The sequence below is a fragment of the Acidovorax sp. Root267 genome (genome assembly GCF_001429215.1).
Classification (GTDB): Bacteria; Pseudomonadota; Gammaproteobacteria; order Burkholderiales; family Burkholderiaceae_C; genus Acidovorax; species Acidovorax radicis.
The window spans coordinates 487,924-512,343 of the sequence record NZ_LMJC01000029.1 but is presented as its reverse complement, the minus strand read 5'-3'; the positions used below and the strand labels follow the sequence as shown (position 1 = coordinate 512,343).

Annotated in this window: 20 protein-coding genes; 9 read left to right on the top strand and 11 right to left on the bottom strand. The window is 66.1% G+C overall.

Annotated features, from left to right (window positions below; genetic code table 11):
- Positions 1–421: 421 nt before the first annotated feature.
- Positions 422–1,678, top strand: coding sequence for an Hsp70 family protein (locus ASE39_RS18665; RefSeq protein ID WP_010463060.1), 1,257 nt, complete (start codon positions 422–424; stop codon positions 1,676–1,678).
- Between the two features lie 135 nt (positions 1,679–1,813).
- Here the strand turns inward: ASE39_RS18665 and rsmI are convergent, their stop codons facing one another.
- Entirely contained in the window at positions 1,814–2,767 is a 954-nt protein-coding gene (rsmI, locus tag ASE39_RS18660) for a 16S rRNA (cytidine(1402)-2'-O)-methyltransferase (RefSeq protein WP_010463059.1), read from the bottom strand.
- Here rsmI and ASE39_RS18655 point away from each other — a divergent pair.
- The 3 genes from ASE39_RS18655 (at position 2,767) to ASE39_RS18645 (ending at position 4,545) form a co-directional block, all read left to right on the top strand.
- Positions 2,767–3,177 carry a YraN family protein gene (locus tag ASE39_RS18655; RefSeq protein WP_057272098.1) on the top strand — a complete coding sequence of 137 codons (411 nt, stop codon included), beginning with the start codon at positions 2,767–2,769 and terminating at the stop codon, positions 3,175–3,177. The genes rsmI and ASE39_RS18655 overlap by 1 nt on opposite strands.
- 100 nt (positions 3,178–3,277) lie before the next feature.
- Positions 3,278–3,880: an SIS domain-containing protein gene (locus tag ASE39_RS18650; RefSeq protein ID WP_010463055.1), complete on the top strand. Its 603-nt coding sequence runs from the start codon at positions 3,278–3,280 to the stop codon at positions 3,878–3,880.
- Positions 3,877–4,545, top strand: coding sequence for a BON domain-containing protein (locus ASE39_RS18645; RefSeq protein ID WP_057272097.1), 669 nt, complete (start codon positions 3,877–3,879; stop codon positions 4,543–4,545). Before ASE39_RS18650 ends, ASE39_RS18645 begins: the two co-directional genes overlap by 4 nt.
- Positions 4,546–4,802: 257 nt before the next feature.
- Here the strand turns inward: ASE39_RS18645 and ASE39_RS18640 are convergent, their stop codons facing one another.
- The 4 genes from ASE39_RS18640 to ASE39_RS18625 form a co-directional block, all read right to left on the bottom strand.
- On the bottom strand, positions 4,803–5,717 hold the full coding sequence (locus tag ASE39_RS18640; protein WP_057272096.1) for an NAD(P)-dependent oxidoreductase: 915 nt from the start codon (positions 5,715–5,717) through the stop codon (positions 4,803–4,805).
- Positions 5,718–5,886: 169 nt separating this feature from the next.
- Positions 5,887–7,023, bottom strand: a complete 1,137-nt coding sequence (locus ASE39_RS18635) for a PilT/PilU family type 4a pilus ATPase (RefSeq protein WP_010463050.1) — start codon at positions 7,021–7,023, stop codon at positions 5,887–5,889.
- A 61-nt stretch (positions 7,024–7,084) separates the two neighbouring features.
- Entirely contained in the window at positions 7,085–7,720 is a 636-nt protein-coding gene (locus ASE39_RS18630) for a cyclic nucleotide-binding domain-containing protein (RefSeq protein ID WP_010463048.1), read from the bottom strand.
- A gap of 57 nt (positions 7,721–7,777) precedes the next feature.
- On the bottom strand, positions 7,778–8,821 hold the full coding sequence (locus ASE39_RS18625) for a type IV pilus twitching motility protein PilT (protein ID WP_010463046.1): 1,044 nt from the start codon (positions 8,819–8,821) through the stop codon (positions 7,778–7,780).
- A 37-nt stretch (positions 8,822–8,858) separates the two neighbouring features.
- Here ASE39_RS18625 and ASE39_RS18620 point away from each other — a divergent pair, with 37 nt between their 5' ends.
- The gene (locus ASE39_RS18620; protein WP_029414011.1) at positions 8,859–9,566 is read left to right on the top strand and encodes a YggS family pyridoxal phosphate-dependent enzyme; all 708 of its coding nucleotides are present in this window, start codon (positions 8,859–8,861) and stop codon (positions 9,564–9,566) included.
- 253 nt (positions 9,567–9,819) lie between these two features.
- Here the strand turns inward: ASE39_RS18620 and ltaE are convergent, their stop codons facing one another.
- The 3 genes from ltaE to ASE39_RS18605 all read right to left on the bottom strand — a co-directional run bounded on the left by ltaE (position 9,820) and on the right by ASE39_RS18605 (position 12,970).
- Positions 9,820–10,887: a low-specificity L-threonine aldolase gene (gene ltaE / locus ASE39_RS18615; RefSeq protein ID WP_057272095.1), complete on the bottom strand. Its 1,068-nt coding sequence runs from the start codon at positions 10,885–10,887 to the stop codon at positions 9,820–9,822.
- A gap of 108 nt (positions 10,888–10,995) precedes the next feature.
- The gene (locus ASE39_RS18610) at positions 10,996–12,246 is read right to left on the bottom strand and encodes a branched-chain amino acid ABC transporter substrate-binding protein (RefSeq protein ID WP_140426824.1); all 1,251 of its coding nucleotides are present in this window, start codon (positions 12,244–12,246) and stop codon (positions 10,996–10,998) included.
- A 73-nt stretch (positions 12,247–12,319) separates the two neighbouring features.
- Entirely contained in the window at positions 12,320–12,970 is a 651-nt protein-coding gene (locus ASE39_RS18605; RefSeq protein ID WP_057272094.1) for a TetR/AcrR family transcriptional regulator, read from the bottom strand.
- A 155-nt stretch (positions 12,971–13,125) separates the two neighbouring features.
- On the opposite strand from ASE39_RS18605, the gene ASE39_RS18600 reads away from it, so the two are divergent.
- The 4 genes from ASE39_RS18600 (at position 13,126) to ASE39_RS18585 (ending at position 20,801) form a co-directional block, all read left to right on the top strand.
- Positions 13,126–14,733 carry an AMP-binding protein gene (locus ASE39_RS18600; protein WP_057272093.1) on the top strand — a complete coding sequence of 536 codons (1,608 nt, stop codon included), beginning with the start codon at positions 13,126–13,128 and terminating at the stop codon, positions 14,731–14,733.
- A gap of 233 nt (positions 14,734–14,966) precedes the next feature.
- Positions 14,967–18,251: a carboxyl transferase domain-containing protein gene (locus ASE39_RS18595; protein WP_057272092.1), complete on the top strand. Its 3,285-nt coding sequence runs from the start codon at positions 14,967–14,969 to the stop codon at positions 18,249–18,251.
- 39 nt (positions 18,252–18,290) lie between these two features.
- Positions 18,291–19,430, top strand: a complete 1,140-nt coding sequence (locus ASE39_RS18590) for an aminotransferase class V-fold PLP-dependent enzyme (RefSeq protein ID WP_057272091.1) — start codon at positions 18,291–18,293, stop codon at positions 19,428–19,430.
- 51 nt (positions 19,431–19,481) lie between these two features.
- The gene (locus tag ASE39_RS18585; protein ID WP_057272090.1) at positions 19,482–20,801 is read left to right on the top strand and encodes a DUF445 family protein; all 1,320 of its coding nucleotides are present in this window, start codon (positions 19,482–19,484) and stop codon (positions 20,799–20,801) included.
- 401 nt (positions 20,802–21,202) lie between these two features.
- Here the strand turns inward: ASE39_RS18585 and ASE39_RS18580 are convergent, their stop codons facing one another.
- The 3 genes from ASE39_RS18580 to ASE39_RS18570 all read right to left on the bottom strand — a co-directional run bounded on the left by ASE39_RS18580 (position 21,203) and on the right by ASE39_RS18570 (position 24,294).
- Positions 21,203–21,637: a hypothetical protein gene (locus ASE39_RS18580; RefSeq protein WP_057272089.1), complete on the bottom strand. Its 435-nt coding sequence runs from the start codon at positions 21,635–21,637 to the stop codon at positions 21,203–21,205.
- Positions 21,638–21,782: 145 nt separating this feature from the next.
- A complete protein-coding gene (locus ASE39_RS18575) occupies positions 21,783–22,694 on the bottom strand; it encodes a DUF4238 domain-containing protein (RefSeq protein ID WP_082615504.1) in 912 nt (303 codons plus the stop codon).
- A 100-nt stretch (positions 22,695–22,794) separates the two neighbouring features.
- Positions 22,795–24,294: an FAD-linked oxidase C-terminal domain-containing protein gene (locus ASE39_RS18570; protein WP_057272087.1), complete on the bottom strand. Its 1,500-nt coding sequence runs from the start codon at positions 24,292–24,294 to the stop codon at positions 22,795–22,797.
- Between the last annotated feature and the right edge of the window lie 126 nt (positions 24,295–24,420).

The following is a 24,420-nucleotide window of genomic DNA, read 5'->3' as shown; positions in this document are numbered from 1 at the left end:
GACATCACTGTCGGGGCTTTTCACTGTGAGCCCCAGAACCTGCCCTGGGGCCTCGTTCATGGCATCCGATGCGGTGAGGGCTCTCACAGTTGGTTATCATTGAAGCAGTTTTTTGGAGGCAGCTCTGGGGACCACTGGCTTGTTTTCAAAGTCGTCGTTTTCAGCGTTTGTGCGGGTTCTAGGCGTTCTTTGGTAGAGCCCCCGCCACCCAATAAAAGCCCTTGATTTTTGCCAATCAAGGGCTTTTTCCATTCTGAATGCGGCGCTGGGTTGTGCCTTGGGTGTGCTTTTTACAGGGCGCCTCTCCAGCGCCTCGGTTGCTCGAAACGGGTTTTCCCGCGGCGCCGCATTCGATGTTTGTACCCACCCAGGCAGCCGCCTGTGCGTGCAGACCCTTCCCCATCGTTTCGACATTTGACCCATGCCCCTTTTGAAGGACACCACCCTCGGTATCGACTTTGGCACTTCCAACTCCGCGATGGCCGTGCGCCAGGGGGCGGGGTTGGCGCGGATGATTTCGCTGGAAGGGAGTGCGCACACACTGCCCACCGCGTTGTTTTTTAATGCCGAAGACCATCGCACGCACTTTGGCCGGGATGCCGTGGGGCAGTACCTGGCGGGCACCGAAGGGCGCCTGATGCGGTCGCTCAAGAGCCTGCTCGGCAGTGCGCTGCTGCAGGACAAGACGGCGGTGCACAACAAGATGGTGAGCTACCAGGACATCATCAGCCTCTTCTTGCGCATGCTGGTGCAAAAGGCGCGCGATGAGCTGGGCGGCATGCCCGCCCGGGTGGTGATGGGGCGCCCGGTGCATTTCGTGGACGGGGATGCCGACCGGGACCAGCAGGCGGAAGATGCGTTGCGCCAGGCGGCACTGGACGCGGGGTTTGCCGAGGTGTCGTTCCAGCTGGAGCCGATTGCCGCAGCGCTGGACTACGAGCAGCGCATCGCGCACGAGTCGCTGGTGCTGGTGGTGGACATTGGGGGCGGGACGTCGGACTTCACGGTGGTGCGGCTCGGGCCTGAGCGCATGGCGCGCGCTGAGCGCGGCAGCGACGTGCTGGCCACCACCGGCGTGCACGTGGGTGGCACCGACTTTGACCGGCGGCTGAGTCTGGACCTGTTGATGCCCTTGCTGGGATTTCGGCATACCGGGCCCACGGGGCGCGAGGTGCCCAGCCGGGTGTTCTTTGATTTGTCCACCTGGCACCTGATCCAGTGGTTGTACTCGCCGCGCGCGCTGCGCGATGCGCAGAACCTGCGCACGGACTATTCAGACGCACGGCTGCACGCGCGGCTCATGCGGGTGCTGCACGAGCGCCTGGGGCACCGCATGGCCAACACGGTGGAGCAGGCCAAGATTGCAGCCTCGCTGGCCGATGCCGAAGCGCCCATGCCACTGGACTGGATCGAGGCTGGACTTGGCGCCGCCGTGACGCCGGAGGGACTGGCACAGTTTCTGTTGCAACCCCTCGAACAGGTGGTGGCCTGCGCGCACGAATGCGTGCAGCTGGCGGGCCTGGGTCTGCAGGGGCTTGATGCGATCTATCTCACCGGGGGCTCGTCGGCCCTGCGGCCGCTGCGCCAGGCGCTCAAGGCCGCGTTTCCCGCTACCCCGCAGGTCGAAGGCGATCTGTTCGGCGGGGTGGCGGCCGGATTGGCAGTGTCGGGGCGATAGATCTGGAAGAGGTGCAGCGGCGCCACGGCCGATGGGGGAATTCGCGGTGGCCGGCAAACATGCTATTAAAAAGATAGCTTTTTGCGCTTTTCTATCAAGCGCCGGGGGCCAATTTGGCATCAAATCCGGGCTTCATCAATCTCCGGCGTCGCCTGCTTCGTCTTCATCATCCGCACCGCTGCGCTTCCACGCCAGGGCCGTGTCGTACAGCACGTTGCGCGATGCACCCGTGATCTCGGCGGCCAGGCGCACGGCGGTTTTCAGTGGCAGCTCCTGCACCAGCAGGCGCAACACGCGCAGGCTGGCGCCATCGTCGCTGGCTACCGCCACCGGGTGCAGCAGCACCACAAACTCGCCGCGCGAGCGCTGGGGGGCGCCGTCGAGCCACGCCGTCAGCTCACGGGCGGGCCGTGTGGTCACTTCCTCGAACTGTTTGGTCAATTCCCGCGCCAGGGTTACCGGGCGATCGCCCAGCACCGCCAGGGCCTGGGCCAGTTCGTTGATGCGGTGGGGGGCTTCGAGCAGCACCACGCAGCGCGGCTCGTGGGCCAGCTGCTGCGCAATCACCGTGGCGCGTTCGGCATTCTTGACGGGCAGAAAGCCCGCAAACACGAAGCCGCCATGTTCGGTGCTGTGGGCCACGGCGCCTGCCACGCTCAGCGCCGTGGTGATGCTGCTGGCGCCGGGCAGGGGCACGGCACGCAGGCCGGCCGCCTGCACGGCGGCCACCAGCCGGGCACCGGGGTCGCTCACGCCAGGCGTGCCTGCGTCGCTCACATACACCACGCGCTGCCCCTGCTGCAGACGCTGCACCACGTTCTGGGCAGCCTCGGCCTCGTTGTGCTGGTGCACGGCCAGCAACTGCGCGGCACCTTTGTCGATGCCGTAGGCGCGCAGCATGGATTGTGTATGGCGCGTGTCCTCGCAGGCCACGGTGTCGGCCATCTGCAGCACATGCAGCGCGCGCAAGGTGATGTCGGCCAGGTTGCCGATGGGCGTGGCCACCACGTACAGGGCGCCCTCGGGATAATGCTGCGCAGCCGCCGCTTCGCGCGCGGCGCCCTGGGCTGAAGCGAAAGATGCGCTCAATGAAATTCCTTGGAAAGAGAAAACCGGCGGGGGCCCCCGGTCTGGCTGCCAAAACCACCACCACGCGTGAACGCGGCAATGTTGCGGAGGACCAGGCCCTGGCCCATCTGCAGGCAGCCGGCCTGCAACTGGTGGTGCGCAATTATCGGACGCCCGGGCGTGGTGGTGGCGAGATCGACCTGGTGATGCGCGAACGGGACGGCACGCTGGTGTTTGTCGAAGTGCGCAGCCGTGCAGGCAATGCCTTTGGGGGCGCTGGGGCCAGCATCAGTGCCACGAAGCAGCAGCGCATCATTTTTGCAGCCCGGCACTACCTGCTGCGCATGCCTTCCCCGCCGCCCTGCCGCTTTGACGTGGTGCTGGTCGAGGCATCGACGCAGTGGCTCAAGGCGGCCTTCGATGCGCAGTAGGTGCGTCCGTCCCCCATGGCCATTTTGGGCGCCAGCGCAATGCCGGTGACTACGGTTTGCTACAAAAGCTGTAACACGCGGCGGGTATCATCGGGCCCTCATGCTTGAGCAACGCATCCAACAGCATTTCATCGACAGCGCCGACCTGAAGTACCAGGCCGCGCAGGTTTTGAGCCATCCCATCGCCGCCGCCGTGCAGGCCGTCCTGGCCTGTGTGACCAGCGGGGGCAAGGTGATGGCCTGCGGCAATGGCCCCTCGGCCGCCGAGGCCCAGCAGTTCGCCGCGTTCTGTGTGGCCGGTTTCGAGCGTGAGCGGCCCGAGCTGGCAGCCCTGGCCCTCACGTCCGACAGCACCTTGCTCACCGCTGCGGCGGGCGGCAGCCACGATGCCGCGCAGCAGTTTGCCCGCCAGGTGCGGGCGCTGGGCCAGGCGGGGGACGTGCTGCTGGCCCTGTCGGTCACCGGCAACGACGCCAACCTGCTGGCCGCCGCCGAAGCCGCCCACGAGCGCGACATGACCGTGGTGGTGCTGGCTGGCCGCACGGGCGGCAAGCTGGCCGCCATGTTGCGCGAGACCGATGTGTTGATCAGCGTGCCCCACGACCGCGCCGCACGCGTGCGAGAAGTCCATGCCCTGGTGCTGCATTGCCTGAGCGACGGCGTGGACGCCCAGTTACTTGGTGAACAGGAGATTCCGCTATGAAGCAAACAACCATGAACCGTACCCAGCGCACGGTGTGCACCATGCTGGCCGCTGCCGCTCTGGCGGCGGGCCTCTCGGCCTGCGCGCCGTTGATCGTCGGAGGCGCGGTGGTGGGCGGCGTGATGGCCGTGGACCGCCGCACGACCGGCACGCAAATCGAAGACGAAGGCATCGAGCTGCGTGCCGCCAACCGCATCCGCGAAACCCTGGGCGACCGCGCCCACGTCAACGTGACCAGCTACAACCGCCAGACCCTGCTGACGGGCGAGGTGCCCAGCGCCCAGGACCGCCAGACTGTCGAGCAGATCGTGTCGCAGGTGGAGAACGCGCGCTCGGTGGTCAATGACCTGGCCGTGTTGCCCGCCAGCAGCCTGAGCCAGCGCTCCAACGACACCTTCATCACGGGCAAGGTGCGCGCCAGTCTGGTGGACGCCCAGGACATCTCGGCCAACTCCTTCAAGGTGGTGACCGAGCGCAACATCGTCTACCTGATGGGCCGCGTATCGCAGCGCGAGGCCAACCGAGCCACCGAGATCGCCCGGGGCGTGAGCGGCGTGAGCAAGGTCGTGCGCGTGTTCGAGATCGTCTCGGAAGAAGAGCTGCGCCGCATCGCACCGCAGCCCGCGCCAGTGACCACGGACAACAGCGCATCGCCCGGCGGCTGAAAGCAGTCGGTCGGTCAGGCTCGATAGCCTGCACAACCGCTGAACAAAAAATCCCGGCGCGCACCAAGCGGCCGGGATTTTTTGTGGGCGGCTCACACCGAACGCGGCGGCGAAGAACTGGCGCTGCATGCCCCACTTGGGGCTGAGCCCTGCGGCTCCAAACCTGCCTGCGCAGGCTTGGACAGGCCGAAGAGGCCGCGCCTCTGGCGCGTGTCGCCAAGGCGCCGCAGGTAACTCAGGGGAACCGGCCAGGGCGCCTACTTCAGCCTTTTGACAAGGCTCGACGTGTCCCAGCGGTTGCCGCCCATCTTCTGCACATCGGCGTAGAACTGGTCCACCAGTGCCGTCACGGGCACGCGTGAGCCGTTGCGCTTGGCTTCGTCGAGCACCAGGCCCAGGTCCTTGCGCATCCAGTCCACGGCAAAGCCAAAGTCGAACTTGTCGTCCACCATGGTCTTGCCACGGTTGTCCATCTGCCAGCTCTGGGCTGCGCCCTTGCCGATCACGTCGAGGACTTGTTTCATGTCCAGGCCCGCGTTCTGACCAAACGCCACCGCCTCGGACAGGGCCTGCACCAGTCCGGCAATACAGATCTGGTTGACCATCTTGGCCAGCTGGCCCGCGCCGCTTTCGCCCAGCAGCGTGAAGGCGCGCGAGAACGCCATGGCCACCGGCTGGGCGGCCTCGAAGGCTGCCGCATCGCCACCACACATCACGGTGAGCAGACCGTTCTGCGCACCGGCCTGCCCGCCCGACACGGGCGCATCCACAAACTGCAGGCCCAGGGCCTTGGCAGCTGCGTGCAGCTCGCGCGCCACCTCGGCCGACGCGGTGGTGTGGTCCACGAAGATCACGCCCGGCTTCATGCCCGCAAACGCGCCGTCGGCGCCCAGCGTGACCGAGCGCAGGTCATCGTCATTGCCCACGCAGCAGAACACGATGTCCGCACCCGCAGCTGCCTCGCGCGGTGTTGCTGCATGTTTTGGCGCCTTGGCGCTTGCGTACTCTGCGCACCAAGCTATCGATTTGGTAGCGGTACGGTTGTACACCGTGACCTCATGCCCCGCCAGCGCGAGGTGGCCAGCCATCGGGTAGCCCATCACTCCCAGGCCCAGGAAGGCGACTTTGCGGGAAGGGGTGGCGTCGTAGTTTCGGGGGTTGGTGCTTGGCATGGAAATGGTTCTTGTAAGAAAAGGCCGCCATGTCGGCGGCGTTTGAAACTGGCGCGGCCTGGGCCAGTGGACGCCGTGGAACTGGCTTTGCCAGGCCACTGGCGTCGTCCCCCTTCCCATCGCGCAGCGATGAGAGAAGGGGGAAGCGGCGCAGCCGCTCAGGGGAGTGTCACACGATCGCGAAGTGCTCGGTACCCGATGCAAGGTCGGGCGACTTGGCGCGCTGGCTGTTGAGCTTGATCTGCAGGCGCAGGTCATTGAGCGAGTCGGCGTTGCGCAGCGCATCTTCGTACGTGATCAGGTTGGCCTCGTACAGGTCGAACAGCGCCTGGTCAAAAGTCTGCATGCCGAGGTTGCGGCTCTTCTTCATGATCTCCTTGATTTCGTGGACATCGCCCTTGAAGATCAGGTCGGAGATCAGCGGTGTATTGAGCATGATCTCCACGGCGGCTGCCCGGCCCTTGCCGTCCTGCTTGGGGATCAGGCGCTGCGACACCATGGCGCGCAGGTTGAGCGACAGGTCCATCAGCAGCTGCGGACGGCGCTCTTCAGGGAAGAAGTTGATGATCCGGTCCAGCGCCTGGTTGGCGCTGTTGGCGTGCAGCGTGGCCAGGCACAAATGGCCGGTTTCCGCAAAGGCCACGGCATGCTCCATGGTTTCGCGGTCGCGGATTTCGCCCATCAGGATCACGTCGGGCGCCTGGCGCAGCGTGTTCTTCAGGGCTGCTTCCCAGCTGTCGGTGTCCAGGCCCACTTCGCGCTGCGTGACCACGCAGTTCTTGTGCGGGTGCACGAATTCCACCGGGTCTTCCACCGTGATGATGTGGCCGAACGAGTTCTCGTTGCGCCAGTCCACCATGGCGGCCAGCGTGGTCGACTTGCCCGAGCCCGTGGCACCCACCAGGATGCACAGGCCGCGCTTGGCCATCGTGACTTCCTTGAGCACCTGGGGCACGCCCAGTCCGTCGATGGTGGGCAATGTGAGCGGAATCGTCCGCATCACCATGCCAACCTTGCCCTGCTGGATGAACGCGTTCACCCGAAAGCGCCCGATGCCCGCGGGCGAGATGGCGAAGTTGCACTCCTTGGTGCGCTCGAAGTCCGCCACCTGTTTGTCGCTCATCACTGCGCGCGCCAGCGTGAGCGTATGGTTGGGCGAGAGTGGCTGGGGCGACACTTTGGTCACCTTGCCGTCCACCTTGATGGCGGGCGGAAACTCCGCGGTGATGAACAAGTCGCTGCCGTTGCGGCCCACCATCAACTTGAGCAGGTCATTGATGAATTTACTGGCCTGATCGCGTTCCATCAGAGTTTCTCCCGGGTCTGTTCGTCGGTCGGTCGACCGTGGGTCTTGGTTCGCCGCATCATTACTTCTGGTTGTCGCTCAGGCGGGCACTCACTACACGCAGGCGCAGCGACAGCTTGCGGGCCAGCAGCGCAATCAGGCTGGCGGCCAGCTGCGGGTCCTTGGTCATCATGTCGTCCATGGCTTCGGCGCTCAGCACGGCAATTTCGCAGTCCGTGAGCGTGGTGCAGGCCGAAAAGCGGATGCCGCTGTCGAGCAGCGACATCTCGCCCAGGATGTCGCCGGGCCGTGTCTCGGCCAGGCGCAGTTGCTCGCCCCAGGGCTGCACGCGGTCCACGGCGATGGTGCCGGTGAGCAGCACCACCATGAAGTTGCCGTACTCGTCCTGGCGGATCACGTCGCGGTTGGACGGAATGGCCGCAAATTCGAAGAAGCGCTCCATGCGCTCCACGGCGTCCTTGTCCAGGTGCGCCATGTATTTGTCCTTGGCCCACAGCCCCTGCAGCAGCTTGCCGCCACGGCTCGTGGGCAGGCGCTTGGCGCCCACTTCCACCGCACGGGCTTCCCAGGGCACCAGCATCGAATCGTCCACGCCCTGGCCGGCAAAGGCCGTGGAGAACAGCACGGAATCCGTGTGATCCTCCGCGGGCTTGCCACCCCGGGTTTTCATTTTCAGAAGGCTCAGAATGCCTTTCATACAGTGCTCCGGTGCGCGGCACATCGTGAGGCCGCTAGGTACATGGGTGGGCGCAGATCAGCCAGGGAAATTCTCAGGAATCTTGGCCTTGGCGCGCGCCTCGGCGGGGCTGATGATGTTGCGCCGCACGAGGTCGGTGAGGTTCTGGTCCAGCGTCTGCATGCCGACGCTGTTGCTGGTCTGGATGGTGGAGTACATCTGCGCGACCTTGGCCTCGCGGATCAGGTTGCGGATGGCGCTGGTGCCCAGCATGATTTCGTGTGCCGCCACGCGGCCCGAGCCATCCTTGGTCTTGCACAGCGTCTGCGAAATCACGGCCTGCAGCGATTCGGAGAGCATCGCACGGACCATTTCCTTTTCTTCGGCGGGGAACACGTCGATGATCCGGTCGATGGTCTTGGCGGCGCTGGACGTGTGCAGCGTGCCGAACACCAAGTGGCCCGTTTCCGCCGCCGTCATGGCCAGGCGGATGGTTTCCAGGTCGCGCATTTCGCCCACCAGGATGGCGTCCGGGTCTTCGCGCAGCGCGGACTTCAGCGCGGCCGCGAACGACAGCGTCATCGGGCCCACTTCACGCTGGTTGATCAGGCACTTCTTGGACTCGTGCACGAACTCGATCGGGTCTTCCACCGTGAGGATGTGGCCGTACTCGGTTTCGTTGAGGTAGTTCACCATGGCTGCGAGCGTGGTGGACTTGCCCGAGCCCGTGGGGCCGGTCACCAGCACGAGGCCGCGAGGTTTGAGGGCCAGGTCACCGAAGATCTTGGGTGCATTGAGCTGCTCCAGCGTCAGGATCTTGCTCGGAATGGTCCGGAACACGGCGGCCGCGCCGCGGTTCTGGTTGAAGGCGTTGACCCGGAAACGTGCCAGGCCTTCGATTTCGAACGAGAAGTCGACCTCGAGGAACTCTTCATACGTCTTGCGCTGCGAGTCGCTCATGATGTCGTACACCATGGCATGCACCGTCTTGTGGTCGAGCGCATCGACGTTGATGCGCCGCACGTCGCCGTGGACCCGGATCATGGGCGGCAGGCCTGCGGAAAGGTGCAGGTCGGAGGCCTTGTTCTTGACGCTGAACGCGAGCAGTTGGGTAATGTCCACGGAGTCCCTCTATCGTTTGGTACGCTTGCCAAACATTATGACCACGATTGCTAACAACCTCCAACAGGTTCTGGGCAGGATGGCGCAGGCATGCAAAGCTGCCGGGCGCGATCCGGCCGGCGTTTCCCTGCTGGCGGTTTCCAAGACCTTTGGCGCCGACGCCGTGGCCGAGGCCGTGGCCGCCGGCCAGCGCGACTTTGGCGAGAACTACATCCAGGAAGGGGTGGACAAGATCGTCGCCCTGCGCACTGCCCAGCCCGGCGTGGCGCTGCAGTGGCACTGCATCGGGCCCATCCAGAGCAACAAGACGCGCCTGGTGGCCGAGCACTTTGACTGGGTCCACACGGTGGACCGCCTGAAGATCGCCGAGCGCCTGTCGGCCCAGCGCCCGGAGCACCTGGCGCCGTTACAAATATGCGTGCAGGTCAACATCGATGGCGGCCCCACCAAGTCGGGCGTGGCGCCGACTGAGGCCTTGGAATTGGTCCGCGCTGTCGCGAAACTGCCACGGCTGGTGGTGCGCGGGATCATGAGCATTCCGGACCATGCTCCTGAATTTGAAGCACAACGCGCCCTTCATGCGAGCGCCAAGGCGCTTTTCGACCAGATAGCGGCGCTGCAGGAACCCCGCCTCGAGCGCTTCGACACCCTGTCCCTGGGCATGACGGCCGACCTGGAGGCCGCCATCCACGCCGGCAGCACCCTCGTGCGCGTGGGCACCGGCATCTTCGGCGGCAGAAACTAGAGGGCAACCCCCTGTGGCGCTGCGCGCCTCGGTGCTGGCCGCCGCAGTCGGCAGCTCTTCAGGCCGTCCAAGCCTGCGCAGGCAGGCTTGGAGCCGCGGCCCTCAGCCCCTTCTCTCGAATTGCTACGCAATGCGGGAAGGGGGACACCGTCAGCGCTGCGGGGCGGCCCTTGCGCGGCGGTCACTGGCTTGAAGCGTGTCGGTATTGAACGGCACGGGGAAAAGGCGCACGTAGGGGGGCGCCGCTCCTGCCTTACCTGCCGGTGAAACGCCCCACGCAGTCCAGCGCCGCTGTCACATCCGCCTCGCTCACATCCAGATGCGCCACCCAGCGCAGGCGGGTGGCGACGCCGTACAGGCTGCTCGTCACCCGCACGCCGTGCTCGGCCAGCCAGGCCGTGAAGGCCGGGGCCACGTCCGCGTGCAGGTCGGTGAAGAGGATGTTGGTCTGCCAGGGGTGGACCGTGATCTTGCCCTGCAGCACCGGATGGCTCTGGTTGATATCGCTCAGCCCCTGGGCCAGACGCGCCAGGTTGGCGTGGTCGTCGGCCAGGCGGCGCACGTGGTGCTCCAGCGCGTAGTGGCCCGCAGCGGCCAGCACGCCGGCCTGGCGCATGCCGCCGCCCAGGATCTTGCGGGTGCGGCGCGCCTGGCGGATGAAGTCGCGCGAGCCCAGCACCAGCGAGCCGACCGGTGCGCCCAGGCCCTTGCTCAGGCACAGCGACGCTGAATCGAAATGGCTGCACAGCGCACGCGCCTCGTCGTACACATCGGTGCCGTGGCGCGCCGCATTGGCCGTGGCGGCATTGAACATCCGTGCGCCGTCCAGGTGCATCGCCAGCCCCCGGCTGCGCGCCAGCTGGGCCACCTCGGCGACGTAGGCGGGCGGCAGCACCTGGCCGCCGGTCGTGTTCTCCAGCACCACCAGGCGGGTGCGCGCGAAATGCGGGTCGTCGGGTTTGATGGCAGCGGCGATGTCGGCAATGCGCAGCGTGCCATCGGGCTGTGTCTCGACCGGCTGCGGCTGGATGGAGCCCAGCACCGCCATGCCGCCGGCCTCCCAGCGGTAGGTGTGCCAGCTCTGGCCCACGATGGCCTCGTCGCCGCGCTGGCAGTGGCCCCACAGCGCGATCAGGTTGGTCTGCGTGCCCGAGGGGGCGAACAGCGCGGCCTCGAAGCCCAGCAGCTGCGCCGCATGCTCCTGCAGTGCGTTCACCGAAGGGTCGTCGGCAAACACATCGTCGCCCAGCGGGGCTTTGAACATGGCCTCGCGCATGGCGGGCGTGGGCTGGGTGACGGTGTCGCTGCGAAAGTCGGGCATGGGCGCGGTCCTTGTGGGTCGGGTCAATGAATGCAATGACCGGCCATGGTAGCGGCGCTCCGCGGCGGCTGCCGCTGTGGGGTTACGGCCCCTTCCCAAGCCGCGGCGTCAGGGCCGGTTCATCTTGCAGTCGGTGCCTTGCGCCAGCTCATTGCCGGTGTAGGCCGCATCGGTGCGAAAGCCGTAGTTCGTGCCTTCCCAACCGGCCTTGACCGTCTTGCCGTCCACCGGCGCGATGGTGTTGACCACCTGCGGCAGCAGCAGCTGGTGGTCCTCGCCGCGCATGCGCACGGGGCCCACCACCGAGTCGATGGTCAGCTCTTCCAGCGCGCGTGCCACCTTCACCGGGTCCGTGGACTGGGCCTTGTTGATGGCCGCCGCCAGAAAGCGTGGCGTCATCTCGATGCGTGGTGCAAGGAAGTCCTTGGTCGTCTTGGCCTTGTAGGCCTTGGCCAGCGCATCCACTTTGGGCGTATCGGCCTGGCCCGGGTGCCATTCGGCCACCCAGGTCAGCTGGCCCTGTTTGGCCTGCGACACCGCCAGCACCGTGCCAGGAATGGAGCCCGCGCTGTGATTGAAGTAGCGCAGGTTGTAGCCCGCATCGCCCGCAGCCTTGAGCAGCAGCGTCATGTCCTGCCCCCAGTTGCCGGTGATGACCGAGTCGGCCTCGCTGCTCTTGACCTTGGCGAGGTAGGGCGCAAAGTCCTTCACGCGGCCGATGGGGTGCAGCGCCTCGCCCACGAACTGGATGTCGGGCCGCGCCAGACCCACCATTTCGCGGCCGTAGTGCGCCCACTGCTTGCCGTGCGCGTAGTCCTGGTTCAGCAGATACACCTTCTTGATGTCCGGCTGCTTCTTGATGTAGTTGGCAATGGCCTTCATCTTCATGGCCGTGTTGGCTTCAAACTGGAAGTGCCAGAAGTTGCACGCCTTGCCCGTCAGCTCGGGGTCGATGGACGAGTGGTTCAGCACCAGGATCTCCTTGCCCGGGTTGCGCTGGTTGTGGCGCGCTGCGGCCTGCACCAGCGCCGTGACCACCGATGAGCCCGAGCCGCCGGTCACGATGGCCTTGGCGCCCTGGTCGATGGCGGCCTGCAGCGCGCTCTGGCTCTCCTGCGCCGAGAGCTTGCTGTCGAACTGCAGCAGCTGCAGCTTCACGCCCTTGAGCACGCCACCCTTGGCGTTGATGTCCTCGATGGCGTACTGCGTGTGCGTGAGCATCAGCTCGCCCACGTTGGCGAACGGGCCGGACAGCGGGTCGATGTAGGCGACCTTGAAGGTCTCCTGCGCGCTGACGGCCGTGCCGATGAGCAAGGCTGCCGCGGCGGCCAGTGGGGTGGTGAGGAAGGCGGTATTCATGGTGTCTTTGTCTCCTGTCGTAGTAAGGTTTGTCTTGGTCTGATGGGGCGCCGCCGCAGAGGGGCGTGGGGTGCTATGCGGTGTCCCGCTTGCGGGTGCGCCGCAGGCCCAGCACGCGCCAAGCCAGTTGTGCCAGCTCCTGCGCCACCTCGTCCTGCGACAGGCGGCCGTCGGGCCGGTACCAGTTGTAGAGAAAGCCGGGCAGGCTGCACGCGGCCAGCGCGGTGATCTTGGTGTCGTTGAACTCGAACATGCCGTCGTCGCGGCCCTGTTCGAGCAGCGCGCACAACTGGTCGTAGAAGTGGTTCGCCAGATGCTTTTGCGCCGCCAGGTACTCGGGCCGGTAGACCTGCGGCTCGCGGTACGGGAAGAACGCCGACGGGTGGTGCGCCAGCGTCGCGCGAATCAGCCGCTCGATGCCCTCCGTCACCTTCACATGCGCAGGCCGGTCATCGTCCGCCGCAAAGTCCATCGCAGTGAAACACGCCACGGCAGGCGCCCACGACAGCGTCTCGAAGATCTCCTGCTTGTTGCGGAAGTAGTAGTACACAAAGGGCTTGGTCACGCCCAGCTGCTGCACGATCTGCTCGATGGTGGTGTTGGCGTAGCCCTGCGCATCGAACAGCGCCTCGGCTGCGCGCAGGATGCGTTCACGCTTCTCGTCCGACCCGGCCGTGGCGGCCTTTTGCCGGCCGGTGGCCTGCACGGGGGGCTGCTGTTTCATGGCTGTCCTTTGTGCGACGGTTGATTTATACCCATGGGTAGCATTGTTCTACCGAGCGGTATATATTGGCAAGACGCTGGCGGGTGCGGCCACCCAGAGAAAACCCTGAGTGGCCGCCAAGAACCAGCGATTCCAGACACCTCGGAGACAACGCCATGCCTTCTGCCGCACCGCAGCTGCCGCTGCACGAACACCTGCGCCGCCACGCGCGCGAAACGCCCGACCGTGTGGCCTACCTCTGGTACGGCCAGCCCCTCACCTGGGCGCAGCTTGATGCGGCCAGTGATGCATTTGCCGCGCGCCTGCAGGCGCTGGGTGTGGGCAAGGGCGAGCCCGTGGCGCTGTTCATGAACAACTGCCCGCAGTACGTGATGGCGCACTACGGTATCCAGAAGATCGGTGCCATCGTCTGCCCCTGCGGGCCGCTGAACAAGGAGCATGAGCTGGAGTACCAGCTCACCGACCTGCAGGCCCGCGTGATCGTCGCGGCCGATGTGCTGCTGCCCGTGGTGGACAAGGTGCGCGCCAAGACCGCGCTGCAGCAGGTGTTTGTGGTGCGCTATGCCGAGCTGCTGCCCGAGGGCGCGCCCAGCATCGACGTGCCCGCCGAGCTGCTGGCCATGCGCGCTGCCATGGCGCCGGTGCCTGCGGGCTGCGAAGACTTCCTGGCCGCCACCCGCACCGGTGCGCGGCCTGCGCCTGTGGCGCTGTCGATGGACGACATCTCGCTCATGACCTACACCTCTGGCACCACCGGGTTACCGAAGGGCGCGATGCTGAGCTACGGCAACGCTACCTTCAAGACCGCCGCATCGGCCGACTGCAACGGCATGACCCCGCACGAGACGCTGCTGGCGGTGGCACCGCTGTACCACATCGCCGGCATGGTGATGGGCGTGAACCTGCCGGTCTACACCGGCGCCACCGCCGTGCTGCTGTACCGTTTTGACCCACTGGGCGTGGCCCAGGCGCTGGAGCGCCACCGCGTCACCTGGTGGTACAGCATCGCGCCCATGAACGGCGCGCTCATGCAGGTGCCCGGCGCACGCGACATGGACTGGAGCGCGCTGCGCCGCAACCCGGTCACGAGCTTTGGCATCACCTTCACCGAGGCGCTGGCCCTGCAGTGGCAGCAGTTCGCGCCGAACTGCATTGCGCACGAGGCGGCCTATGGCCTGTCGGAAACCCACACGGTGGACACCGCCATGCCGGTGGACGCGATCCGCTGGGGCACCCAGGGCAAGCCCGTGCCGGGCAACACCCTGCGCATCGTCGACCCCGACACCGGCGCGCCGCTGGCCGTTGGCGAGGTGGGCGAGATCACCATCCACGGCCCCGGCAACTTCAAGGGCTACTGGAACAAGCCCGAGGCCACGGCCAAGACCCTGCGTGACGGCTGGGTCTACACCGGCGACATGGGCAAGATCGATGCGGACGGCTATGTCACCTTCATCGGCCGTTTCAAGGAAATGATCAAGGTGTCGGGCTACAGCGTGTTCCCCGAAGAGGTCGAGACCCTGCTCATCAAGCACCCCGCCGTGGCCCAGGCCGCCGTGATTGGCGTGCCCGATGCGGAAAAGGGCGAGGTGGTGCGCGCCTTCATCGTCAAGAAGTCCGGCCAGGAGGTGGACGCCGCCGGCCTGGTGGCCTGGTGCCGCGAGAACATGGCGCCCTACAAAGCCCCGCGCGAGGTGCGTTTCATCGACGCACTGCCCGCCACCGGCGCTGGCAAAGTGCTGCGCCGCCTGCTTCGGGATGCGTGAAACACCCCCTGAGTCGCCTGCGGCGCCTTCCCCCTCTCTCTACGCGCTTCGCGCTAGGGAGGGGGACGCTCCCACCGCGGCGGGGCGGCCCTTGCGCGGGAGCCCTGGTGTGGGCCCCGCCAGCTGCAAGCGCTGCGAGGCAAGCGCAGTTCTATGAGTCCATCAATTGGAAGAAAAATGGCCGCCAGCGCTTATCAGTAAATCGCTAAATGCTATAAAAACAGAAGCAAATCATGACCCTGCCCCTCTTTGCCAAAGTCCTGATCGCCAACCGGGGCGAAATCGCACTGCGCACCGTGCGCGCCCTGCACGACCTGGGCATTGCCAGCGTGGCCGTGTATGCCGACGACGACGCCGCCAGCCCCCATGTGCACGCAGCCAGTGCGGCCGTGGCGCTGGGCGCCACCGGCCCGGCGGCGTACCTGGACGGTGCGCGTCTCATCGCCATCGCCCAGGCGCAGGGCTGCGATGCCGTACACCCCGGCTACGGATTCCTGAGCGAGCGCGCCGACTTTGCCCGTGCGTGCGCCGAGGCGGGGCTGCGCTTCATCGGCCCCACGCCTGTGCAGCTCGCGCTGTTCGGCGACAAGGCGCAGGCCCGTGCGCTGGCGCAGCAGGAGGGTGTGCCGCTGATGCCCGGCACGCAGGCGGCGGTGACGCTGCAGGAGGCGCAGGCCTTCTTTGCGCAGCATGCCCATGCCGGCATCGTCATCAAGGCCATCGGCGGCGGCGGCGGGCGCGGCATGCGCGCGGTGGCGTCGGCCGATGACTTGCCCGCTGCCTACGCGCGCTGCCGCAGCGAGGCGCAGGCCGCCTTTGGTGTGGACGGCGTGTACGTGGAGCGCCTGATGGGCAACGCCCGCCATATCGAGGTGCAGGTGCTGGGCGACGGACGCGAAGTGATCGCGCTGGGCGAGCGCGAATGCACGCTGCAGCGGCGCTTTCAGAAGGTGGTGGAGATCGCGCCCAGCCCTTCGCTGCCCGCAGCGCTGCGCGAGCGCATCACCACCGCCGCACTGTCCATGGCGCGGGCGGTGCAGTACGAAGGCCTGGGCACCTTCGAGTTTCTGGTGGACTTGGCGTCGAGCGACCTGCCGTTTGTCTTCATCGAATGCAACCCGCGCCTGCAGGTGGAGCACACCATCACCGAAGAGGTCACCGGCGTGGACCTGGTGCAGGCGCAGATCGCGCTGGCCGCGGGCCGCACGCTGCAGGACATCGGCCTCGACCCTGCCGCACCGCCTGCCGTGTTGGGCTTTGCCGTGCAGTGGCGCATCAACGCCGAGACGCTGGACGCACAGGGCAACGCCACCCCCGGCAGCGGTACGCTCAGCCGCTTTGACCTGCCCGCAGGCCCAGGCGTGCGCGTGGACACGCACGGCGCAGCGGGCGCCGCGCCGTCACCGCACTACGACACGCTGCTGGCCAAGCTCATCGTGCACACGCGCAGCCCGCACTTTGCCGATGCGCTGCGTCGCTCGCAGCGTGCGCTGGCCGAGTGCCGCATCGAGGGCGTGGCCACCAACCTGGCGCTGCTGCAGGCCCTGGCCTCTCGGCCTGAGATGGAAAGCCAGCAGGTGCACACCCGCTGGCTGGAGTCCGTGCTGCCCGCATTGCTGGATGCTACTAAAAACATAGCTGCTAGCGCTTATTCATCCAGCGGTAGCGGCCCAGAAGACTATAAAAATACGGTGTCCGCACCCTCGGGCGCCGTGCTCGCCCCCATGCCCGCGCGCCTGGTGCAGCTCAGCGTGGCCGAGGGCGACGTGGTCGCTGCCGGCGCCGAGCTGGCCGTGCTCGAAGCCATGAAGATGGAGCATGTGCTGCTGGCCCCACACGCGGGCCGCGTCGGCGCGCTGCTGGCCGTGGCCGGTGGCTACATCGCGCAGGGGCAGCCGCTGCTGGTGCTGGACGCGGTGGATGAGGCGGCCGATGTCGAAGTGCAGGGCGGTATGGCACATGACCCGCACCACATCCGCGCCGACCTGCAACGCGTGATCGACCGCCACGCCTTCACGCTCGACGCGGCGCGCCCCGACGCCATGGCCAAGCGCCACGCGCAAGGTGGCCGCTCCGCGCGCGAGAACATTGCCGACCTGTGCGACGACGGCAGCTTCATCGAATATGGCGCCCTCGCCATCGCCGCGCAGGCGCGCCGCCGCAGCAAGGAGGACCTGATTGCCAACACGCCCGCCGATGGCATGGTCACGGGCATTGGCGGCATCAATGGCGCACTGTTTGGCGACGAGAAGTCCCGCGTCGTGGTCATGTCGTACGACGCCACCGTGCTGGCTGGCACCCAGGGCGCGCGCAACCACGCCAAGACCGACCGTATGCTCGGCATCGCGCTGGCGCAGAAGCTCCCGGTGGTGCTGTTTGCCGAAGGCGGCGGTGGACGCCCGGGCGATACCGACATGCCCATCGTGGCAGGCCTGCACGTGCACACGTTTGCCAGCTACGCCGCACTGTCGGGCCAGGTGCCGGTGATCGGCATCGCGGCGGGGCGGTGCTTTGCGGGCAACGCGGCGCTGCTGGGCTGCAGCGATGTGATCATCGCCACGCGCGGCAGCAACATCGGCATGGGCGGCCCGGCCATGATCGAAGGCGGCGGACTGGGCGTCTTCAAGCCCGAGCAGATCGGCCCCAGCCGCGTGCAGCATGCCAATGGCGTGATCGACGTGCTGGTGGACGACGAAGCCGGGGCGGTGCAGGCTGCGCGCCACTACCTGTCGTTCTTCCAGGGCCGCACATCGCAGTGGTCTGCACCCGACCAGCGCCTGCTGCGCGCCGTGGTGCCAGAGAACCGCCTGCGCGTGTACGACACCCGCACGGCGATGGCGGGCCTGGTGGACGAGGGCAGCCTGCTGCCGCTGCGCACCGGCTTTGGCGCCGGCATCCACATCGCGCTGGCCCGCATCGAAGGACGCCCCGTGGGCATCCTGGCCAACAACCCGCTGCACCTGGGCGGCGCCATCGACGCCGACGCAGCGGACAAGGGCGCGCGCTTCATGCAGCTGTGCAACGCGCATGGCCTGCCCATCGTGAGCCTGGTCGACACGCCCGGCTTCATGGTCGGCCCCGAGGTCGAGGCCACGGCCCAGGTGCGCCACGTGAGCCGCCTGTTCGTCACTGCTGCCAGCCTGCGCGTGCCCACCTTCAGCGTGGTGCTGCGCAAGGGCTACGGCCTGGGCGCCATGGGGATGACGGCGGGGGGTTTTCATGCCCCAGTGTTCACGGTGGCGTGGCCCACCGGTGAGTTCGGCGCCATGGGCCTCGAAGGCGCGGTGCGCCTGGGCTTTCGCAAGGAGCTGGAGGCCCTGCCCGAAGGCGCCGAGCGCGACGCGCTGTTCGCCAAACTGCTGGCCAAGTCGTACGCCAACGGCGAGGCGCTGCACATGGCCGCCACGCTGGAGATCGATGCGGTGATCGACCCGGCCGACACCCGGGCGTGGCTCGCGCGCGGGCTGGCATCGGCGCAGGTGGGGCCGCTGGGGCACCGTTTCGTGGACACGTGGTGATAAGCTGGCCCGCTGATTTGTTCAACGGAGAGACTGCCCATGCCCGGCCTTTTGCCCGATATCGACCCTGATGGCCTGCTCGAATTTTCGGTGGTCTACACCGACCGCGCGCTCAACCACATGTCCAAGCGCTTCACCGGCGTGGTGCAGGACATTCTGGGCACGCTGAAAGAGGTCTACCACGCCCACACCGCCGTGCTGGTGCCCGGCAGCGGCACCTTCGGCATGGAGGCCGTGGCCCGCCAGTTCGCCAACCGCGAGAAGGTGCTCATCGTGCGAAACGGCTGGTTCAGCTACCGCTGGACGCAGATCTTCGACGCCGACAAGGGCCTGGGCGGCGGCTCGGTCGTGTGCAAGGCGCGCCCGCAGGGCAGCGGCCCGCAGGCGCCCTGGGCGCCATGCCCGGCCGACGAAGTCGCAGCCACCATCCGCGCCGAGAAGCCCAAGGTGGTGTTCGCCCCCCATGTGGAGACGGCCAGCGGCATCATCCTGTCCGACGACTACATCCGCACCGTGACGGCTGCGGCCCACGATGTGGGCGCGCTGTTCGTGCTGGACTGCGTGGCGTCCGGCGCCATGTGGGTGGACATGCAGGCCACCGGCGTGGATGTGCTCATCAGCGCGCCGCAAAAGGGCTGGAGCGGCTCGCCCTGCTGCGCCATGGTGATGCTGAGTGAGCGCGCGCGACAGGCCATCGACGGCACCACGAGCAGCAGCTTTTCGTGCGACCTCAAGAAGTGGATGCAGATCGCCGAGGGCTATGAAAAGGGCCAGCACGCGTACCACACCACCATGCCCACCGACGCGCTGGTGCGCCTGTCCGAAGTGATGGCCGAGACGCGCGCCTATGGCTTTGCCAAGGTGCGCGACGAGCAGATCGAGCTGGGCGCCAAGGTGCGCGCACTGCTCGAATCGCGTGGCTTCCCCAGCGTGGCCGCCGAGGGCTTCAAGGCCCCTGGCGTGGTGGTGAGCTACACCACCGACCCCGGCATCCAGAACGGCAAGAAGTTTCTGGAAGTGGGTTTGCAGACCGCTGCGGGCGTGCCGCTGCAGTGCGACGAAGGCCCGGACTTCAAGACATTCCGCGTCGGCCTGTTCGGCCTGGAAAAGTGGCACAACGTGGACCGCACGGTGGGCCATTTGTCGAAGGCGCTGGACCAGATTGCAGCCGCGCCCTGACATGCGTTGTGGCGCGGCGCGGGGCGTCGTGCCACCGCGCACCTTGTTGGCATGAACAGCAGCCCGCTACCCCCTTCTTCAGACACCACCGAAGACCCGGCACGCGCCCTGCGGCGCGCCAAGCGGCAGGCCCTGGGCTTGTTGCTGCTGGTCACTGCGGTGTTCGTGGCGACCAGCGTGGTCGAGCGCGGACTGTGGCTCAATTGCGTGAAGGCCATGGCCGAGGCCGCCATGGTGGGTGCGCTGGCCGACTGGTTCGCGGTGGTGGCGCTGTTCCGCCGCCCGCTGGGTTTGCCCATTCCGCACACCGCGGTCATCGCGCGCAACCAGGCGCGCATCGGCCGCAACCTGGCCACCTTTGTACGCGACAAGTTCCTGGATGTGCCTTCGCTCGTGTCGCTGATCCGCCGGCACGACCCCGCTGAGCGGCTGGCGCAGTGGCTCACGGCGCCGGGCAACGCCGCGCTGCTGGGGCACCAGGCCACGCGCCTGGCGTCGGCCGCGCTGGAGACGGTGCAGGATGCGCAGGTGGAGCGCTTTATCCAGAAGGCCGCGCGCACGCTGATCGGGCAGGTGGACATGTCGCGCGCCCTGGCGGCGGTGCTCGATACCCTCACGCACAACGGTCGCCACCAGGCGCTGCTGGACGACGTGCTGGCGAAACTCATCGAATTGCTGCAGAACGAACAGACCCGCGCCTGGGTGGCGCAGACCATCGTGCTGTGGCTCAAGAAAGACCACCCGCGCACCGAAAAGCTGTTACCCAGCGACTGGCTGGGCGACAAGGGGTCGGCCCTGCTGGCACGCGCTCTGGAGAGCGTGATGGCCGACGTCGCCGCCAACCCGCAGCATGCCTTGCGCGCGCAGTTTGATGCGGCGGTGCAGCGCTTCATCGAGCGCCTGCGCTGCGATCCGGAATGGGCGCGCAAGGGCGAGGAGATCCGCACCTGGTTGCAGACCGACGCCACTGTGGGCGGCTATGTGCAGACCTTGTGGCTGGACCTGCGAGGTGCGTTGCAGCGCGACCTGGCCGATGCCGATTCGGTGCTTGCGCGGCAGGTGGGCAAGTTGGGGTTGTGGCTGGGGGAGTCTCTGGCGGGGGATGCGGCGCTCAGGCAGTCGTTCAATGATCGGCTGGAACGTTGGGTGGAGGACCTGGCGCCGGATGTGTCGGCGTTCATTGCTCAGCACATTGAGGAGACGGTGCGGCGGTGGGATACCGAGGAGATGACGCAGCTGATTGAGCTGAACATTGGCAAGGACCTGCAGTACATCCGGATCAATGGGACGGTGGTGGGTGGGTTGATTGGGTTGGTGCTGTTTGCGGTGTCGCACGCGGGGGAGATTGGGCGGGCGATGGTGGGTGGCTGAGCCTGTTGAAGCCAGGGCTTGCGCGCTGGTTGGGGTGGCTGCCTTTGCCAAGGGCGGAAGCCGGGACTCGCCCCGGCGGGCGAGGTACTTGTTCTTTGCTTCGCCAAAGAAAAGTACCCAAAAGAAAGGCGACCCCCAGTCTGCGACCCCTGCGCTTCGCTACGGGGCAAACCTGCGGCGGTGCGGTTGCGGGGTGCGCCGTGGAACTCGCTTTGCGCTGCGCGCGCCGCTCGGACAACCACGGCGAGTCAGTTCACGAAGCACGCGCGCTCCGACGCGCATGCTCACCCCGCAACCGCCCCGCCGCAGGCGCAGCCAGCAGGGGTGGGGGAGCCGAACAGCCAAAAGCCGAACAGCCATTCGGGCCATCGCGTTGCTCGGCCGCGCCCGAGCTGTGTCGGCTAGCGTGCCGCCTGATCCGCAGCCATGTTGGCCGCATGTTCTTGCTGCAGGTGCTGCGCAATCTGCGCCCAGGCCAGCTTGGCGTCGGCGTCTTGCGCCCAGGCATAGCAACTGGCGATGTGCATGGCCGTCACCGCATGGTGGGGGTCGAGCGCAAAAGCCACCTCGCACTGTAGTGCCGCCTGTCGCCACATGGCAGTCGCATCTTCTGATCCTTCTTTCTGCAGCGCATGGGCTTCGGCCACCCACGCCTGACCCAGGCGAAACGCTGCTGCGTGTTGCGTGGGGTCGGCTTCGTGCGCCCGTTGAAACAACACCCCCGCCTGCCGCCACAGCGCTCGCGCTGCGGCAAAGTCTTGCGTGGCCACGGCCTGTGCCTGGGCGACTAGGGCGTTGCCGGATTGGAGGAAGGTATTGGGGGAGTCGCTGAGCATGGGTTTGGAAGAAGGATGGAGGGGGCGGATTGTCGGTGGTTTTGCTGGATGCTACCGGGCGATAGCTGCCGATGGCACCAGAGAAAGCAGCCGCTCACCGGCAACATGTGGAACCGCTGCAGAATGCGCACGCTGGGGCAACCCGTTAGGCCCGCACAGTAACAACGCCTCCGCGCCCGTATGCCAGGAAGTTGTCTTCGGCAAGGAACAGTCGTCGATCCGCTTGGCGCGATACCCGGGTGTTCATCCTGGCGACTACGTCGGCGCGCACGTTGATCACTGGTTTCAATGGTGTGCCGAGAATTCCAATGAAGCCCGCCTTCTTGCTAATGGGGAAAAACAATTCAGTGTTTTGCGTTAGGAACGATGGGTGACCGTGGAAGCCGTGTTCCATAACTAAGGAGAACGGGTAGTCAGAGGTGATGAACGAGCTGTCCTCTGGAGCTATCAGTACAGTCCAAGTGCGTTTGCCGAGCGCTGTCAAGAGTTCATCATGCGCGCGAAACTCTTCACGCAAAGTACCTTCGTTCCCAAAGTCGATGATGTAGTGTCGACCTTCGACGAACTGACGTGCGCGCTCGTAGCTCACATCTCCTTTGAACTCTTCGTCAGTCTGTTGAGCCAACGAGAGATGGTGCTCCCAATTGGCCTGAGATGCTACAAGCCACTTAAGTTTCTCGTCTGCGACGCGTGTTCGAGCACTGTTCAAGTTTCGTCTAGATTTTGGGTTCTGCACGATCACCAAACTCAGAAGATTGAGTATCAGATTGTGGTCCTCATCACTTGGGAACTCCCTTGATTCAGTCACACGACGAATTGCTTGTATGGCTCTATCCTCTATTGGGGCTAGGGCGTTTTCGATTGCATCTGGTGGTAGACCCTCAATATCTATGCGCTTGAAGTCCTTCTCGACCGCAACATTCAATGGCGACGTCCGAAAGCTCCTACTTTCCTGGAGGTCCAGGACGTGCAGCATTCCATCTTTTCGCCCGGAATCAGTGAAGCCGGCTAGATAACCCTGGGGGAGAAAATGATGTCGGCGGGCGACTGTCGGCATAACTTGGGATTCTTCGTGTTGAACGCGAGTGATGGCTTTGTAACTCTCACTTGGACGGCGGTCCTTGGCTCACTGCGGGCGGCGCCGGGGGCGGCATCGTTCAAAACCGCGGCAAATCCGGATGCTTGATCTGCCCCCCTCGCACCAACATCTTCCCGTACTCCGCACACCGATTCAGCGTCGGAATCACCTTCCCCGGATTCAGCAACCCCGCCGGGTCGAACGCATGCTTCAACCCAAACATCTGCGCGTTCTCCTCCGCAGAAAACTGCACACACATGCTGTTGAGTTTTTCCACGCCCACGCCGTGTTCGCCCGTCACCGTCCCGCCCATGGCCACGCTGGTCTCCAGAATCTCCGCGCCAAACAGCTCGCAGCGGTGCAGTTGGTCGGCATCGTTCGCATCGAACAGGATCAGCGGATGCAGGTTGCCGTCGCCGGCGTGGAACACGTTGGCGCAGCGCAGCTGGTATTTCTTTTCCATCTCCTGGATGGCCAGCAGGATGTCCGCCAGGCGCTTCCTCGGGATGGTGGAGTCCATGCACATGTAGTCGGGGCTGATACGGCCGCTGGCGGGGAAGGCGTTCTTGCGGCCACTCCAAAAGCGCAGGCGCTCGGCCTCGTCCTGGCTGACCGAGATGGCGGTGGCGCCGGCAGCGCGCAGCACCTCGCTCATGCGGCCGATTTCTTCTTCCACTTCTTCGGGCGTACCGTCGCTTTCGCACAGCAGGATGGCTTCCGCAGTCAGGTCGTAGCCTGCGTGCACAAAATCCTCGACGGCGGCGGTCATGGGCTTGTCCATCATCTCCAGGCCTGCGGGGATGATGCCGGCCGCGATGACGGCGGCCACGGCGTCGCCCGCTTTGCGCACGTCGTCAAAGCTGGCCATGATGCAGCGCGCCAACTGGGGCTTGGGGATGAGCTTGACCGTCACTTCGGTGGTCACGGCCAGCATGCCTTCGCTGCCGATCACGGCGGCCAGCAGGTCGTAGCCGGGGGCGTCGAGTGCCTCGCTGCCGAATTCGACGGGCTCGCCTTCCACCGTGAAGCCTTTCACCTTGAGCACGTTGTGCACGGTGAGGCCGTATTTGAGGCAATGCACGCCGCCCGAGTTCTCGGCCACGTTGCCGCCGATGGTGCAGGCGATCTGGCTGCTGGGGTCGGGAGCGTAGTAGAGGTTGTAGGGTGCCGCCGCTTCGCTGATCGCCAGGTTGCGCACGCCACACTGCACCACGGCCGTGCGGCTTTCGGGGTTCAGGTCGAGGATGCGGTTGAACTTGGCCAGCGACATCGTCACGCCCATGGCGTGGGGCATGGCGCCGCCCGACAGGCCCGTGCCCGCGCCCCGTGCCACCACGGGCACCTGCAGCCGGTGGCAGACCTGCAGCACGGCCTGCACTTCGTCGTAGGTTTCAGGCAGGCACACCACCAACGGGCGCTGGCGGTAGGCGGTGAGGCCGTCGCATTCGTAGGGCGTGGTGTCTTCGGTGTGCCAGAGCAGCGCGTGTGCGGGGAGCACACGCCCCAGGGCCTGGACAACCTCGGCCTGGCGTGCGGCGCGTTCGGACAGGGCTGCGGTGGGTTGGGCGGCAGTGTTCATGGCTGCCACTGTAGAGGAAGGCTGCGCGCGGGAGCGTGAGTTTTCTTGCAGCAGTCTGTGAAATGGCCTGGATGTGGCTGTTTGCTATGGTTTATATAGCTATTGGCGCTTTTGGATAAAGCGCTG

Bases quoted from the DNA above. Each gene is read 5' to 3' on its own strand.
- ASE39_RS18665 (WP_010463060.1), top strand. From the start codon at position 422: ATGCCCCTTTTGAAGGACACCACCCTCGGTATCGACTTTGGCACTTCC.
- ASE39_RS18655 (WP_057272098.1), top strand. From the start codon at position 2,767: ATGAAATTCCTTGGAAAGAGAAAACCGGCGGGGGCCCCCGGTCTGGCT.
- ASE39_RS18650 (WP_010463055.1), top strand. From the start codon at position 3,278: ATGCTTGAGCAACGCATCCAACAGCATTTCATCGACAGCGCCGACCTG.
- ASE39_RS18645 (WP_057272097.1), top strand. From the start codon at position 3,877: ATGAAGCAAACAACCATGAACCGTACCCAGCGCACGGTGTGCACCATG.
- ASE39_RS18640 (WP_057272096.1), bottom strand. From the start codon at position 5,717: ATGCCAAGCACCAACCCCCGAAACTACGACGCCACCCCTTCCCGCAAA.
- ASE39_RS18635 (WP_010463050.1), bottom strand. From the start codon at position 7,023: ATGGAACGCGATCAGGCCAGTAAATTCATCAATGACCTGCTCAAGTTG.
- ASE39_RS18630 (WP_010463048.1), bottom strand. From the start codon at position 7,720: ATGAAAGGCATTCTGAGCCTTCTGAAAATGAAAACCCGGGGTGGCAAG.
- ASE39_RS18620 (WP_029414011.1), top strand. From the start codon at position 8,859: ATGACCACGATTGCTAACAACCTCCAACAGGTTCTGGGCAGGATGGCG.
- ltaE (WP_057272095.1), bottom strand. From the start codon at position 10,887: ATGCCCGACTTTCGCAGCGACACCGTCACCCAGCCCACGCCCGCCATG.
- ASE39_RS18610 (WP_140426824.1), bottom strand. From the start codon at position 12,246: ATGAATACCGCCTTCCTCACCACCCCACTGGCCGCCGCGGCAGCCTTG.
- ASE39_RS18605 (WP_057272094.1), bottom strand. From the start codon at position 12,970: ATGAAACAGCAGCCCCCCGTGCAGGCCACCGGCCGGCAAAAGGCCGCC.
- ASE39_RS18600 (WP_057272093.1), top strand. From the start codon at position 13,126: ATGCCTTCTGCCGCACCGCAGCTGCCGCTGCACGAACACCTGCGCCGC.
- ASE39_RS18595 (WP_057272092.1), top strand. From the start codon at position 14,967: ATGACCCTGCCCCTCTTTGCCAAAGTCCTGATCGCCAACCGGGGCGAA.
- ASE39_RS18590 (WP_057272091.1), top strand. From the start codon at position 18,291: ATGCCCGGCCTTTTGCCCGATATCGACCCTGATGGCCTGCTCGAATTT.
- ASE39_RS18585 (WP_057272090.1), top strand. From the start codon at position 19,482: ATGAACAGCAGCCCGCTACCCCCTTCTTCAGACACCACCGAAGACCCG.
- ASE39_RS18580 (WP_057272089.1), bottom strand. From the start codon at position 21,637: ATGCTCAGCGACTCCCCCAATACCTTCCTCCAATCCGGCAACGCCCTA.
- ASE39_RS18575 (WP_082615504.1), bottom strand. From the start codon at position 22,694: ATGCCGACAGTCGCCCGCCGACATCATTTTCTCCCCCAGGGTTATCTA.
- ASE39_RS18570 (WP_057272087.1), bottom strand. From the start codon at position 24,294: ATGAACACTGCCGCCCAACCCACCGCAGCCCTGTCCGAACGCGCCGCA.